At 45.6% G+C, this 15,276-nt stretch carries 14 protein-coding genes; 10 read left to right on the top strand and 4 right to left on the bottom strand.

Features of this window, described 5'->3' with window-relative positions:
* The first annotated feature begins 93 nt into the window (after positions 1-93).
* Together lpxC and fabZ are read left to right on the top strand one after the other, a co-directional pair.
* Positions 94-948, top strand: a complete 855-nt coding sequence (gene lpxC, locus E5S67_RS15270; protein WP_172188624.1) for a UDP-3-O-acyl-N-acetylglucosamine deacetylase — start codon at positions 94-96, stop codon at positions 946-948.
* Positions 949-1,034: 86 nt separating this feature from the next.
* On the top strand, positions 1,035-1,556 hold the full coding sequence (gene fabZ, locus E5S67_RS15265; RefSeq protein ID WP_172188664.1) for a 3-hydroxyacyl-ACP dehydratase FabZ: 522 nt from the start codon (positions 1,035-1,037) through the stop codon (positions 1,554-1,556).
* Positions 1,557-1,609: 53 nt separating this feature from the next.
* On the opposite strand, the gene E5S67_RS15260 is transcribed toward fabZ, so the two are convergent.
* Positions 1,610-1,747 carry a hypothetical protein gene (locus tag E5S67_RS15260; protein WP_172188622.1) on the bottom strand — a complete coding sequence of 46 codons (138 nt, stop codon included), beginning with the start codon at positions 1,745-1,747 and terminating at the stop codon, positions 1,610-1,612.
* Positions 1,748-1,830: 83 nt separating this feature from the next.
* Between E5S67_RS15260 and lpxA the strand changes: the two genes are divergently transcribed.
* The 6 genes from lpxA (at position 1,831) to E5S67_RS15230 (ending at position 7,433) form a co-directional block, all read left to right on the top strand.
* Positions 1,831-2,625 carry an acyl-ACP--UDP-N-acetylglucosamine O-acyltransferase gene (gene lpxA / locus E5S67_RS15255; protein ID WP_172188620.1) on the top strand — a complete coding sequence of 265 codons (795 nt, stop codon included), beginning with the start codon at positions 1,831-1,833 and terminating at the stop codon, positions 2,623-2,625.
* Between the two features lie 42 nt (positions 2,626-2,667).
* Positions 2,668-3,270 (top strand): Uma2 family endonuclease, encoded by a 603-nt coding sequence (locus E5S67_RS15250; protein ID WP_172188618.1) that lies wholly within the window; start codon positions 2,668-2,670, stop codon positions 3,268-3,270.
* 9 nt (positions 3,271-3,279) lie between these two features.
* Complete coding sequence (gene lpxB, locus E5S67_RS15245; RefSeq protein ID WP_172188616.1) at positions 3,280-4,452, top strand: lipid-A-disaccharide synthase; 1,173 nt, start codon at positions 3,280-3,282, stop codon at positions 4,450-4,452.
* 23 nt (positions 4,453-4,475) lie between these two features.
* Entirely contained in the window at positions 4,476-5,738 is a 1,263-nt protein-coding gene (locus tag E5S67_RS15240; protein WP_172188614.1) for a DNA cytosine methyltransferase, read from the top strand.
* Between the two features lie 633 nt (positions 5,739-6,371).
* Positions 6,372-6,716, top strand: coding sequence for a BON domain-containing protein (locus E5S67_RS15235; RefSeq protein WP_172188612.1), 345 nt, complete (start codon positions 6,372-6,374; stop codon positions 6,714-6,716).
* Positions 6,717-7,061: 345 nt separating this feature from the next.
* On the top strand, positions 7,062-7,433 hold the full coding sequence (locus E5S67_RS15230) for a DUF4278 domain-containing protein (protein ID WP_172188590.1): 372 nt from the start codon (positions 7,062-7,064) through the stop codon (positions 7,431-7,433).
* Positions 7,434-7,551: 118 nt separating this feature from the next.
* On the opposite strand, the gene E5S67_RS15225 is transcribed toward E5S67_RS15230, so the two are convergent.
* Entirely contained in the window at positions 7,552-9,699 is a 2,148-nt protein-coding gene (locus E5S67_RS15225) for an intein-containing RctB family protein (RefSeq protein WP_172188588.1), read from the bottom strand.
* Positions 9,700-9,820: 121 nt separating this feature from the next.
* Between E5S67_RS15225 and E5S67_RS15220 the strand changes: the two genes are divergently transcribed.
* Positions 9,821-10,075 carry a hypothetical protein gene (locus E5S67_RS15220; protein ID WP_172188586.1) on the top strand — a complete coding sequence of 85 codons (255 nt, stop codon included), beginning with the start codon at positions 9,821-9,823 and terminating at the stop codon, positions 10,073-10,075.
* 13 nt (positions 10,076-10,088) lie between these two features.
* On the opposite strand, the gene E5S67_RS15215 is transcribed toward E5S67_RS15220, so the two are convergent.
* Positions 10,089-11,219 carry a hypothetical protein gene (locus tag E5S67_RS15215; RefSeq protein WP_172188584.1) on the bottom strand — a complete coding sequence of 377 codons (1,131 nt, stop codon included), beginning with the start codon at positions 11,217-11,219 and terminating at the stop codon, positions 10,089-10,091.
* Positions 11,220-11,384: 165 nt separating this feature from the next.
* Complete coding sequence (locus E5S67_RS15210) at positions 11,385-14,612, bottom strand: efflux RND transporter permease subunit (protein ID WP_172188582.1); 3,228 nt, start codon at positions 14,610-14,612, stop codon at positions 11,385-11,387.
* A gap of 363 nt (positions 14,613-14,975) precedes the next feature.
* On the opposite strand from E5S67_RS15210, the gene E5S67_RS32450 reads away from it, so the two are divergent.
* The coding region (locus tag E5S67_RS32450; RefSeq protein ID WP_216670478.1) for a hypothetical protein at positions 14,976-15,276 on the top strand (301 nt) is incomplete at its 3' end.

Genomic DNA, 15,276 nt, shown 5'->3' with positions numbered 1-15,276 from the left:
GGAAAGCAGTTGATAGTTGGCAGTTGGCAGTTGGCAGTTGACTACTGACTACTGACTACTAACTACTGACTACTAACTAATGACTAATTACTAATGACTCAACGTACCTTAAAATCTGAATTTGAACTGTCGGGAATCGGTTTGCACAGCGGCGAACAAACTCGCGTCCGAGTTTTGCCTGCTGCGGTTGGGGAAGGTCGCTATTTTGTCAGAATAGACTTGCCCGGTGATCCAATAATTCCTGCAAAAATTGATGCGGTTTGTCAGACTGCACTTTCAACTGAACTGGCAGGTATCGAGGCTCAAATTCGCACTGTAGAGCATCTATTAGCCGCTTTGGCGGGGATGGGAGCGGATAATGCTCGAATTGAGGTTGATGGGCCGGAATTGCCACTGCTGGACGGTTCGGCTCTGGTTTGGGTAGAGGCGATCGCCCGTACCGGCTTAGTTCCTCAAGAACCGAAGCAAGACCCCACTTCCTCCTGCGTCCTAGAACAGCCTATTTGGGTGCGTCACGGGGATGCTTTTGCAGCGGCTGTACCGTCAGCCGAAACTCGCTTTAGTTACGGAATTGATTTTGAGGAACAGGCGATCGGCAATCAATGGTACAGTTGGTCGCCAGAGGCAGAAAGTTTTGCTAGCGCGATCGCCCCAGCCCGCACTTTTGGACTTGCTCGCCAAGTTGACCAATTGCGACAAGCAGGTTTGATCAAAGGTGGTACCCTAGAAAACGCCCTAGTTTGCGATCGATCCGGCTGGCTCAACCCGCCTTTGAGATTTGCCAACGAACCGGTGCGCCATAAAATCTTAGACTTAGTAGGCGACCTCAGCCTGCTGGGAACTTGGCCAAAAGCTCACTACTTGGCTTACAAAGCCAGTCACAACTTGCACGTCCAACTCGCCTTAGCACTGAAATCCCAAGGTTGGGCCGTGAAGGAGACAAGTTAGAAAAGGTGCCAGCCAAGTCACCGTTACAATTCACAACCCAAGACGCGATCCCTCGCGTTTCTACCACACTCAAAAGTCTTCAAGCAATGTCCACGCTGACTGAAGTTAACACCCTCAATACTGCTAATTCTGAATCCGTTCCCACCGAAAACGGTGAGGATTCTCCAGCGGTTAAATCTACTTTTACTCTCGAAGAAATTCAGAAATTATTGCCTCATCGCTATCCTTTTGCACTGGTTGACAAGATTGTTGATTACGTGCCGTCCGAGAGGGCTGTAGGAATTAAAAATGTGACTTTTAACGAACCGCATTTTCAAGGGCATTTTCCCGGACGGCCGATTATGCCGGGGGTATTAATTGTTGAAGCGATGGCTCAAGTTGGCGGTATGGTTCTGGCTCAGTTGCCCGACATTGAGCAAGGATTGTGGATGTTTACGGGAATTGATAAAGTCAAGTTCCGCCGTCAGGTTGTACCGGGCGATCAGTTGCTGATGACTGTAGAATTGCTGTGGGTAAAACGCCGTCGCTTCGCAAAAATACAGGCTCTGGCTGAAGTAGACGGACAAAAAGTTTGTGAAGGAGAATTGATGTTTTCGATGGTAGATTAAATTGGGGAATTGGTGAGGGCTTGCGCGTAGTTTTGAGTTGTGAGTTTTGAATTTCAATTAAAACCGCGAAGCGTTCCGAGGAACGAAGTAATCTTAAAATTTGAAAAACTCCTTCTTCCCTCTTCCTTCTTCCTTCTTCCTTCTTCCTTCTTCCTTCTTCCTTCTTCCTTCCGTCTTCCGTCAACATCCATCCGTTAAATCCGTTAAATCGGTTCAATCCCTTACACTGCGCGTTGCCGAACTTCCTTCCCACTTACCAGCAAAAAACTGACAAATGCTTACTTTGATTCACCCAACTGCTGTGATTCATCCCGGTGCTGAACTTCACCCGACTGTAGAAGTGGGAGCTTATGCTGTAATTGGAGAAAGAGTGAAAATCGGGCCGGAGACTAAGATTGGTGCTCATGCAATTATCGACGGGCTAACAGAAATAGGTGCTCGAAATCAAATTTTCCCCGGTGCGGCGATTGGTTTGGAACCTCAAGATTTGAAATACGAGGGTTCTCAGACTAGGGTGAAAATTGGCGACAGCAATCAGATTCGGGAATACGTGACAATTAACCGCGCTACTGGAGCGGGGGAAAGCACGACAATTGGCAATCATAATCTATTGATGGCTTATGTTCATGTGGGACACAATTGCGCGATCGCCGATCGAGTAATTATCGCGAATGCTGTAGCCTTAGCCGGACACGTTAAAATCGAATCTCAAGCCCGATTGAGCGGTGTTTTGGGCGTTCATCAGTTTGTCCACATCGGCCGCTTGTCTATGGTGGGCGGCTTGAGCAGGATCGATCGAGATGTGCCTCCTTATATGCTAGTCGAGGGGAATCCTTCGAGAGTGCGAGCAATCAACAAAATAGGCCTCGAACGCGCAGGTTTTACCGCAGAAGATTTGCTAGTTTTGAAGAAAAGTTTTCGTATTTTATACCGTTCTGGCTACACTCTAAATCAAGCTTTGGAAGAGTTGGATTTGTTGCAGGAAAACCCCCATTTGCAGCACCTGCGGAGATTTGTGCAGCAGTCTATAACGAAAGGGCGGCGCGGTTTGATTCCAGGGAAAAAATGAATCAGGTAGAATAAACCTAATGAACTGAGCAATTCTTGCCCTATGAATTTATCTACTTTAGCCAAATCTATATCTCCCGATGCAGGAAAAGATGGCTGCATGACTTTCAACGGCGTTAGCTGGGAGCAGTTTGAAGCGATAGAAGCAGCTTTTGAAGATATCGGCGGTGTGAAATTTTTCTATCTCGATCGAATACTGCAAATTATGACTGTCTCGCCCGAACACGAAATCATCAAAAAAACTCTCTGTATGCTCCTAGAGGCATATATGAGAGCAAATGGGATTCGATTTTACGGTAAGGGCGGGCCGACTCTGGGTAACAGAGAATTAGGCGGTAGAAAAGAGCCGGATGATTCCTATGACATAGGAACCCCAAAAACATTCCCAGATATTGCTATTGAAGTCGTAATTACCAGTGGGGGGATAAATACTCTAGAATTATACAAAAGGTTGGGCGTTCGGGAAGTATGGTTTTGGCAAAATAGTCAGTTATCTCTCTATTACTTAACAGGTGAAAATTATGAGCAGGTGGCCCGGAGTACATTCCTTCCCGCTCTAGACTTAGAATTACTCCTACGCTGTGCTAATATGCCCGATCAATATGATGCTGTTACCGAGTTATTAGCAAACATCTCACCTGTTTAAAGTCAGAATATGAAAATTTTTATCAGCACTGGTGAGGTTTCTGGCGATTTGCAAGGAGCATTGTTAGTTGCCGCCTTAAAACGTCACGCTGTCGCCGCTGGCTTGGAGTTAGAAATAACAGGATTGGGCGGGCCTCGTATGGCGGAAGCTGGGGCTACTATTTTAGGCGATACTGCGGGCATTGGTTCTATGGGCCTTATAGAATCTGTACCCTATATTTGGCCGACGATCAAAGTTCAGCAAAAAGCTAAACAATATCTAAAAAACTTCTCCCCCGATGCGGTTGTATTGATTGATTATTTGACTCCAAATCTCGGCATTGGCAGCTACATCCGCCGCTGTTTGCCGGATTTGCCGGTGGTTTGGTACATCGCACCTCAAGAATGGGTTTGGTCGATTTCTCCTCGCAATACCGATCTGATTGTCAATATTTGCGACAAACTTTTGGCAATTTTTCCCGAAGAAGCTTGTTATTATCAAAAAAAAGGAGCCGAAGTGAGTTGGGTTGGGCATCCTTTGGTGGATAGAATGCAATCTGCACCCAGCCGGGAAGTTGCCCGCAAAACTTTGGGAATTGAGCCGGAACAGGTGTCGATCGCCCTAATTCCCGCTTCCAGACACCAAGAACTCAAGTACCTGATGCCGGTTATATTTGAGGCCGCTCAAATTATTCAAGCTAAATTGTCGGAAGTTCATTTTTGGATTCCGCTTGCTAACAAAGCTTTCCGCAGCAAAATCGAACAGGCGATCGAGAATTACGGTTTGCGGGCTACTTTGTTAGAAAATCAAACTCTGGAAATCTTGGCGGCTGCGGATCTGGCGATCGCTAAATCTGGTACTGTTAATCTGGAGCTAGCTTTGCTCGACGTTCCGCAAGTTGTCGCCTACCGCGTCAGTCCGATTACGGCGATTATTGCTCGCCACGTCCTGAAATTTTCGATTCCTTTTATGTCTCCGCCCAATTTGGTGCAAATGAAGCCGATCGTCCCGGAGTTGCTGCAAGACGAGGCGACTGCGGAAAATATAGTGAACCACGCACTGGAATTGCTGCAAAATGCCGATCGACGCCAGCAAACTTTGGCAGGTTATCGGGAAATGCGCGAAAGTCTCGGAGATGTGGGTGTGTGCGATCGGGCCGCTGCGGAAATAATGAAAAATGTTAAATTAAATACAGCAAATTAAAGCAACTTTGTTATTGAAATGTTATGCCAAGCAATCGGAAAAAGCGACCGATCGCTGTTGATTTATTTGCAGGCGCGGGCGGCATGACACTGGGCTTTGAACAAGCAGGTTTTGACGTACTTGCATCAGTCGAAATTGACCCAATTCACTGCGCTACACACGAGTTTAATTTCCCGCTGTGCTCTATTGTGTGCAAAGATGTCGCAGACCTTACGGGATCGGAAATTCGGAAAAAATCGGCGATCGGCCGGCGCGATATAGACGTAGTAATCAGCGGTTCGCCCTGTCAAGGATTCTCCATGATGGGCAAGCGCGATGTGGACGACCCGCGAAATTCTCTAATTTTTCACTTTCAGCGCTTAGTTTTGGAGCTAAAACCCAAGTTTTTCGTAATGGAAAATGTGCCGGGAATTGCATCAGGAGAACACAAAGAACTCCTGAATGTCTTAATTAGCTCTTTTCTGGAAGCAGGCTATCAAGTAGAAGAAAACTATCAAGTTCTCAACGCCGTTCACTACGGAGTGCCGCAAGCTCGCAAACGATTGTTTCTGATTGGCTGCAAAAAAGAGTACGAGCTGCCAAAATACCCTCAACCAACTACTATACTGCCAAAAATTAAAGTTCCTAAACGCTATAAAAAAGTTAATTTACCTGCTGTCCCGACAGTTTGGGAGGCGATTGGAGATTTGCCGGACGTGGAAAAGTACAGCGAGTTGCTGCACCGAGATTGGGTAATCGCGGAGTACGGAAAGAGCAGCACTTATGCGAGTATAATGCGCGGAATCGAAGGTTTGGATGATGATTATTCCTACAATCGCGAGTACGATCAAGAAATCCTCTCTTGTAGTTTGCGAACTCAACATTCTCTGGAATGTATCGAAAGGTTTCATGCTGCTAAACAGGGCGAAAAAGAGCCGATCAGCCGTTTTTACAAGCTTCATCCCCAGGGGGTTTGCAACACTCTCAGGGCTGGAACCGACAGGGCGAGGGGGGCTTATACTTCGCCGAGACCGATTCACCCGATCGCGCCTCGGTGCATTACCGTCAGAGAAGCTGCGCGGCTGCATTCCTATCCTGACTGGTTTAGATTTCACGTCACAAAATGGCACGGTTTTCGCCAAGTCGGAAATTCTGTACCGCCGCTGTTGGCGAAAGCTGTAGCAGCGCAGATTATTAGCGCTTTGGGTGTGACAGCAATTAAGCCGAATCTCAAGCTGAAATGGGGAGATGATTCGTTGCTTAAACTGAATTGGTCGGAAGCAGAACACTATTATCTAAAAAGTTAAGCATGAGATTTAACTATCTCTAATTGGGAATTGGTGAGTAGTAATTGGGACTTGAGAATTGCAGTCCTGGACGCATCGGGACCCAGAAACCGGGTTTTTTACCTTGAGTGCGGTCTACAACGCGTATTTTCATAAAAAAACCCGGTTTCTAAACAATCGTGCGTCAGTCCTAAATTGGTAATTGGTAATTGCTAGTTGGTAAACAAGTAGTGATTTTTGCCTTTCATCTGCTTTTACAGACCGGGTTAGATCGAATCGCATCACTACTTATGCAGGACTACCCCCAATTAAGCGCGGGCTACCGTCCGCTGTATCAGTGGGCACAGTTCGACGACCGGCACGAGATGTCCCCGGTAATTAAACAAACCGGGAATGTATTCCGGCCCATTGTGCAGTTTTTTAAGGTGACAGTGGGGCAACTATTTCGACTACGCCTCTGCTATCCAAGGCGTAGCGATCGTCCTATACATCAAATAGCAACATCAACATCTAGATACTATTTAAGATTTTAGATTGTGAAAGTCTCCCGATAAAACATTTTGATAAATTTCGCTGAGTTTTGCAACAATTACGAGTCTTTTGGAATTCTAGAGCTATTGTGTAAAAAGTGTATTTTCAGGAGACTCAACTACTATGGGTTGGTTTAAAAGACTGTTCGGACTCGAAAAGCCTGAAGCCCCGGCTGAACCGATGGCACAAGTAGTACAGCAAGCTGCCCAAACGCAATCTATCGCTCCTGCTAAAGTCGGCCCAGACGGAAATTTTGACGAAAGTGGCTTAGCGAAGCGGGTTGCTTTAGCTTTTGACGGCGATGCCGAAGTTGCTGATATCGATACTGTTCATGTGGCTCAGCTCAGCAGCACGGTTGTTCTCAAAGGTCAAGTTCCGAGTCAGGAAATTCTCGACAAGTTGGTGGCGATCGCCTCTGCTGAAGAAGGCGCAACAAACGTGCAAACCGATCAGGTGACAGTCGGCTAGAGCCTATTGGCTCACCTCTGCGATCCCTCCTCGCTTCCCTGTTTAAGGGGAGTTGAGAGGGGATGCCAGGGTCTTGTCAAAGCTGGGAAACTAGATCTCGAAAGTTTTTTAGCCATAACTTAGTTGCTGGAGTCGATCGAACTTGACCGCCAGCAAACCTTGAGATCCCGCTGTAGCGGGCTTTTTTGTGCGCTCTAACCGTGAAAATATTAATTTTTTTTAACTTGACTGGTTATTTGGTTAAATGGTAAAATAGAATACAGAAAGTAAAAAATTTTTACTGACTAAAAAGCAAACCTGACCTGACTGCCCATTTTATCTCCATACATATAAGGATCAAAAAATATGAAACTTACTTATCGCGGCGTAAACTACGAGTACGACATTCCGACAGTAGATATGATCGAAGGGGAAGTCGCGGGCAAATATCGGGGCCAAAACTGGAACTACCGCTATCCGAGACACATTCCGGTGCCCCAAAAATCCGGCGGCCCAAACTATACCATAAAGGGAGATTCTCAAGCTGGCGATCGGGATGTCGCCGCAGCTAGCGCCCCAGCGGCGGTTAATTCTTACCCAACAGTTGTGGAAGTGGCGCAAGTGCACCGGGCGAATATTTGCAATATTCTCGATCGTCGAACGCAAGCAGCCAAAGCCAATGGCGATGAAAGACTCCTGCGCTTGCTAGAAATTGAGTGGAGACAGATGGTCTGTTAGAGAAAAGCTTCAGAAAACAAAGCGTTTGTCAAGAGGGGGAAATCGAGTTAAGCTCAATTTCCCCCTCTTCCCATACAGCACTTGTCAGATAGGTGAAGTACAAATAAACCAGTTTCTGTCACCCCTTGACACAAACAACCTGCTTCAAAGTCGCCACAACTTCCACCAAATCCGACTGCTGACTCATCACTTCGTCAATCGGCTTATAAGCCCCCGGAATTTCATCTAAAAATTGCTCATCTTTCCGACACTCAACCCCGTCAGTCTGCCGCACAAAATCATCGAGAGTGAATACATTCTTCGCTTGAGTGCGAGACATCAAGCGCCCCGCACCGTGAGAACAAGAACAGTAACTTTCAGCATTTCCCTTCCCTTTAACAATGAAAGACTTCGCCCCCATCGAACCCGGAATAATCCCGTAATCCTCTACATCCGCGCGCACGGCACCCTTGCGAGTCACATACACATCTTCCCCAAAATGCACCTCTTTTTCCGCGTAATTGTGGTGGCAATTCACCTCTAATAACGGCTTAACAGATTTGCCTCCCGCTACGTGCTTTTCCACAATTCGCTTAAACCGATTCATCATTACATCGCGATTAAAACGAGCATAATCTTGCGCCCACTGCAAATCGTGCCAGTAAGCAGCAAACTCCCGCGTGCCCGCTACAAAATAAGCCAAATCTTTGTCAGCCAGATTAATTTCTGCCAGTTTAGCTAAATCTTTAGCAGTATCGATGTGCTGCTGTGCGAGCAAATTTCCAATGCCGCGAGAACCGGAGTGCAGCATCAGCCAAACAAAGTTTTCACTATCAACGCAAACCTCAATAAAATGATTGCCGCCGCCGAGGGAACCCATTTGTTTTAAGGCTTTATTGTTTTGATGCTGCACGCCTTGATGAAGTTTCTTAAATTCACCCCATTTTTGCCAATTAGTGACAGTTTTTTCTACTTCTTTATTCTCCGCAAATCCCACAGGAATCGCCGCTTCGATATCGAGTCGAATTTGTTTGAGTTTGCCTTCTAATTTGTTAGCATTGAATGGCATTTTTATAGCAGCCATACCACAGTTGTGAACAAAAACTCCCGCAGTTAAGGCAAAGTTGCCGTATTCGGGAACCGTTAGGCAATAGACATCTTGCTTTTCAAGTAAAGGAATAATATCAACTACTTTGTGGTTGTAGCCGTGCTGATTTGTTCTGTGGTTGTGAAGTCCGATAGGAGTTTTAATTTTATCTCCACAAGTCTCACAAGTGTATAGCCGATTAGCAAGTTCTTTACTCTTGGCTTTACCCTTTTCACTCTGATTGTAATTAATTAGATACTGCTTTCCTCGTTCGCCATTTGCGGTAACTGACTCTTTGAAGTGTTCGGGGTTATCCTCCATATACTTAAGGATGTTTTTCGTTCCGCGTTCGGCGTAATACCTGTGTCCGTCTGAGGTTTGAGCTTTATTAGCTAGGGCTTGCTTTCTTTTCTGTTCAAATTCCAGGGATTGCCAATGGGTATTTCTATCAACTAATGAGCGGTGATAGGCAGAATGGTCGTTATTACCCATGAATTCTAAATTTTCTGGTCTATTATCTGTGGCATCAAAGTTTTTGTGATGAATCACAGTTCTCTGATTGTGGAAAGATGGTATGTATCCTAACAAACCAGAACGAGCAATCATCCAATGAGCTTTTTGCCATCTACCTGAATAATTTTGCTGTACTAAGGTATACCCATCCTTATCTATTTTGGAATAAAAAGGCATCAATGACGTTCCTGTTGTCAAATCCCGCGCTTCTCGGTATTCACCATTCCGCAACATGAATTGATGATCGGGAGTGCATTTGATTTCTTCTCCATTATCCAGTACCACTTTAACCAGTTCGGCATTTTTTCTAGTTAATTTGGCTGTAGCCTTAGCAGCGACAATTCTGCCTGTTGCTGTACAGGAGTAGATCGAAAATTCTTTTTCACTCCTGGCCAATTCCCCGATCGCATAAGATTTGCCATCAACTAGAGGAATTTGTGTATCATCAGTAAAGCAGCCAATATCCACGCCCACAGCAGCGGGAATAATCGCTTCTTTTGTGGCAATTACGGAACCGACTAAAGCACCTTTTCCTAAATGTACGTCGGGCATTAGTGCGACGTGTTTGAATACAAAGGGCAAAGATGCTACGTTTGCGGCCATCTTGGTTTCTTTTTCGCCTAGGGCGTGATTTGCCCAAGATAGCACGGGTTTTGGGGTTGATATGTCTAATTTTTCGTAGGGCATTTTTGTTTAAGTTTGTTTTGCTAATTTGCGTGTAGTACATATTGTAACATAAACAATTTATGATGTCAAATACACCTGACAGACTAATTCTCGTAGGGTGCGTCATATCAATTCCGGTTTCATGAGCGATATGATAGCCAACGGAGGACACGGCAATGCCGTTTCCCTACTCCAAAATAATCATCAGCACTCCATCAGAGATTTAAATATCGCCCGATTAATTGTAGGGAAACGGCACTGCCGTGTCCTGATTGTGGGTAATGTTAATTCCGATGCCACCGGATCTGATATCAGTCGCGTTAGGGGCGGGCAGGATGCCCACCCCACAATAAAACTGATTCTTTCTTTGTGGAACAGGCATCTTGCCTGTTGTTAAAAATTAAAAATCCTTAAGAAATGCCTAAAGATTGAATGAATAATTTACTGTAGGGTGCGGATTCTTGTACCTTCGCCAGCGAACCAAACAGCTCTTTTCCCCCGAAGATAACTAATGTCTTCTGTTTACAGTCAGGTTTTTGACTCGGCAGTTGTGAGTGAACCGACACAATGCTATCTGAATCAAAACGATAGAAATGGTGCAAATCACCGCAAAGCTGTTCTTTAAGATCCTTAAGAGTAGGATAAAGTTCTTTACACGGACGCGGTTCGTGACCAATTAAAATAAGTTCATCTGATATCTCCATTTTGTCAATATCGATGAGGTACATTCTCCCATTACCAGTGTTAATTAGAACGCGCTCGTCCGATAGGTAGCACATATGATACCCAAAACCGTCATCCGCATCAGGCCAAGGCCATTCGCATATTCCAATTAGATTGCAGTCAGGAAAACTTAATCGGCTGAGTTGTCGTTCACAACTATTTAGAACCAAAAATTCGCCACCAGCAGGATGAAATTCTGGGGGCCCTGTTACATCGGGAAACGGAATCTCCACGCCGTGAATTGTCACACCATCATCATAAAGCCAGTAGATTTGCTGTCCGTTCTGACCGGAAGCAGCCCAAAGAGCTAACATTTGATTTTCTGGGTGCGGGCAAAACGAAAAGGTACTGCCACCAAAAGGGTCTTTGAGCAAAAACTTTCGCTGGATTTGCCATGAATTGGTATCGCGAATTTGAATTTCGACTTCCTCGAACCCAATTACTTTCATGCACCAAAAACGCACGCCGTCTGTATCAAACCAGCAGTCCTGAAATCCATTATCGTTATACAAATATGAAACTTTAACAGGAGGGTTAGGTAGTTGTTCTTCAAAAACTAGCTGGTTTTCTGCTGTCACAATTGCTAAATGATTGCCATTTGCCATAATTGCTGCCAGCAAATCGCCTTTGGGACTTAGGGCTAAACAGCTAATTTCATCGGGAAGGTGGTATTCGTATTTTGGCGACAAGTTGCGATCGACTAAAGTAACTTTTTTGCGATCGCCACTGACAATCGTCGCCCACTCGGAATTAATGGGTTGATTTATGTATGAGAACGACCAGTCAATTTGTCTTTCATATTTTGGTAAAATCAGCATCAAGATATTTAGATATGCTGCGTAGATAGGCTCTATTTTAACTAAAATCTTGCACCATTTTCAATAATCCTTTTACGGGCGGGCAGGATGCTCATCCCACAAGAAAACTCATTCGTGGAACAGGCATCTTGCCTGTTCTTGAAAATGGTGCAAGATCTCGGGATTTTACCAATTCGGAGTCTTTCCCGCCGTCTTTTGCACGGGAATAGCAACCGCCTGCGGTTTCTTCTTCGCTGCCAACATCCCAAAGAAGTCGTGCAGCAAAATATAGAAACAGGGAATAATAAACAGCGTCAGCAAAGTTGCCAGCGACAAACCAGAAAACACCACAACCCCCAAAGGTTGCAAGAATTCCGAACCGTCTCCAATGCCCAAAGCTAGGGGAAATAAACCCAAAACTGTAGTAATAGTTGTCATCAAAATCGGACGCAAGCGCTGAGGTGCCGCCCTGAGAATTGCTGTTGTGCGATCGACCTTTTCATCTTCCTGAATTTGGTTCGCCAACTCCACCATAATAATCGCATTATTTACCACAATTCCCACCAGCAAAATCGCCCCCACAATCACCGTTGCGCCGATCGCAGTTTTAGTCGCATATAGCCCGAAAATCCCCCCAGCCAAAGCCAGCGGCACCGTTAACATAATCACCAGCGGATCGACAAGCGAATTGTACTGCACCGCCATCACCACAAATACCAAAAACGCCGCCAAAGATCCCAAAACAATCAGCGAACTTTGCAATTCCCGGTTAGTTTCCGCCGCCGAACTAGGTATCACTCGCACTCCTGGCGGCAATTTGATTTCCGACAAAACTGCATCCACTTGTTTCAAAGCATCGCCCAAACTCGATCCCTTATTAACATTCCCAGCAATCATGAAAACTTGGCGCTGGTTAAGCCTTTGAATTTCCCCAGGCGCTTTTCCCAGTTCAATATTCGCCACATCGCTCAAGCGGATAATGCTGTTATCCCTAGCAGTTAAAGGGATAAATTTTAGTGCGGAAATCGATTGAACAGCAGCGCGATCGAACTGTACCCGCACATCAACCAAACGGTTTCCCCGCTGCAATTGCGTAGGAACAGAACCTTGAATTGCTGTCTGAATCGCCTCTCCAATTTGCCTCGCATTCAACCCGTAGATTTCCGCTTGTTCCCAGTTGGGGCGAATCTGCACTTCCGTTTGCTGCGGGTCTGCATCCGGGCGAAAAGTAGCTAAATTTACCTTCTGATCCAAAGTTGCCAATATCTCGCGGCCGGCTTGCTGCAATATTTGTTCGTTTTCGCCCTGAAGCATGACATCAACTTCAGCGCCGCGCACAGGCGAATTAGTTAAAACCAAACCCCGCACATTTTCTGGATTCAGACGCAAACGAGTATTTTTGGGCAAATCAATTTTTTTATTCAATTCTTGCGTAACTCGCTGCACAAAATCCAATGTATTGGTGCCTGGTTTCAGCGTAATGTTGCAGCCGCCGCGCAGCACATTCTCAACAGTGTTGTTGCCGAACAACAGCCCGCCCACTGTCGTCAAAGTGTATTGAGTTTCTGGTTGGCTGAGGATAATTTTATCAGCTTCTGCCATGATTCTTTGGTTGGTTGCCAAATTTGTGCCTGCAGGAAACAAAGCGAACAATCTCGCTTGACCGGTATTAATTCTGGGCAATATTTCCTGAGGGATTTGACCGGCCATCAGCCAACTGCCACCGCCCAATCCAATAATCGCTACTGCAATTATAATCAACCGCCACCGCACTATGCCAGATAAAAATTTACCGTAACCGGCGGTAGCATTGGTAAAAGCTCGATCGAATGCGCGCAGCGGCCAAAAGTTGCTCAAACCGCTGGATACCCGCAGCGCTAGCAGTCGAGAAGCCATCATCGGTACAACTGTCAATCCGACAATCAGAGAGGCGGCGACGGAAAAGGTGATGGTGAGGATTAATTCGTTGAAAAGTAAGGAAACTAAGCCGCCTATTAGCAAAAATGGCAGTACGGCAACTAAGTTAGTGATAGTGGAAGCAAATAAAGCTGATTCTAATTCTTGGCTGCTTTTTTCTGCTTGCTGCATCAACTGCTTGTTACTTAAGCGCTGCTTGCCGTTTCCACTGTTTTTATTGCTGGTTCCTTCGACAATATTCTCCAGCATCACGATCGAGTTATCGACCACAATTCCCACACCCAGCGCCAAACCGCCCAAACTGAAAACGTTCAGAGATAGGCCAAAAACTCCCATCAGGATAATCGCCATTAAAGTTGCGAGGGGAATTGCCAGGACAATAATCAAAGTTTGGCGAAGGGAAGCGAGGAAAAGCAATACAGATGCCCCCGCTAAAACAGCCCCGGTTAAACCAGAAAATAGGACGTTGCTAATAGAATCGCGGATGAACTTAGACTCGTCGAAGGTATTGACGATAGTCGTACCTTCGGGAATTGCCCCGGATGCTTTTAATTCTTCTAGCCGCTTTTTTATGCCGTCTACAACTGAGATTGTATTGGCATCCGGCTGCTTTTGAATGCTAATTTTTACTGCTGCTTTCTGATTGAGAAATACTTTAACTCGCTCTTCTTCTGTACCGTCAATTACCTGAGCAAAATCGCGCAAAAAAACTCGTTTTGGCGGATTGGAACCCGATGCTTGAAAAGAAATTGCCTGAATTTCTTTCGCGTTCTGAAATCGCCCGACGGTGCGGGTTAAAGGTTCTGCTGCTTCTTGCCGCAGCCGCCCGCCAGAAGTGTCGAGGTTGCGGGCTTCGAGGGCTGATAAAACGTCGGAAATACTGACCCCTAAAGATTGCAAGCGATTTAAGTCAATATTTACTTGAATTTCTTCTTGCACGCCGCCGGCAACGTCAATTGCTGCTATTCCAGGAATTACGTTTAATTCCCTGGATAATTCTTCGTCGGCAAATACGCGCAAATCAACTCCTTGCAAGGAGTCGGAAGTGAGGGCAAATTCGTAAACCGGCTGCTGGGAAGGGTCAACTTTGAAGAGAGTGGGCGATTCAACTGTATCGGGAAGTCGGTTGCGGATGCGGTTGACAGCGGCGGTGGCGTCGTTGAGGGCCTGGTCGATGTTGCCCCCCGGTTTGAAGAATAAATCGACGCTGACTTGTCCTTCGCGAGTGCGGGAGAAAACTTGCATGACGCCTTCAGTGGCGGAAAGCCCTTGTTCGAGGGGGCGGGTCACTTCGTCTATTGCTACTTCTGGGGAGACTCCGGGGGCGTTTAAGCGCACGCCGATGCGGGGATAGGTGATGGATGGTAGCAAGTCAACGGGCAGTTGGGTGATGTAGAAAAAGCCCACGATTATAATAGCAAGTGTCAGCATGAGGGTGCCGATGTGGCGGCGAATGGCGGTCGCGCTAATGCTGAATCCGGTTTTGTCGGCGGTCATCTGTCAATTTTCCTCACTATGTGTTGGCGGTTGACTTGCGTGAATCTGACTGTTCGACCAATTCTAGTAGGGTGCGCCAGTCTTGATTTTTTGGGAGAATCAGAGAATATTTAGGGTCGGCACCTTACAATTACTATAATAAATGTTAATAAATTCTGAAAAATATTTTTTTTAATATTCCTTTAGAGGTAGTCGATCGCGCAAATGGGTTTATACTCAGCACAATCGCCAACGGTACTTTTAAAATAGCCCTAATTCCGGTAAAATATCGCCTTACGGCTTAGGCTTGTAACAGCAGCTAGAGCGCCTAAAGCTCTGTAAAGCTTACTGAGGGAGTAAGAATCATGCTAAATGGAGAATGCTATGGGCAATCGCAGGCTCAAAGAAATTTGTGATGATATTTGGATATTTTTATTAAGAATCAGATTTAAATGTTGGTATTTTTTGGTGGGAAATCAAGGTAAAATTTTACTTTTATTTATTAATCTTTTATTATACATTCTCAAATTGATTGCTTGGGCTGCCGTGGTTTTCGGTTTAATGTCAATTCTGGGTCATTTCTGCGAAGTTGACATATATAGCGATCGCAAATCATTCATAAATCGATCGAGGGTTCGATCGATCATTAGTTTCATGAGAATGTTGGCTCAAAATCACCAAACTT

Source organism: Microcoleus asticus IPMA8 (assembly GCF_013179805.1).
Lineage (GTDB): Bacteria > Cyanobacteriota > Cyanobacteriia > Cyanobacteriales > Microcoleaceae > Microcoleus > Microcoleus asticus.
This window is presented reverse-complemented; position numbering and strand designations above follow the sequence as displayed.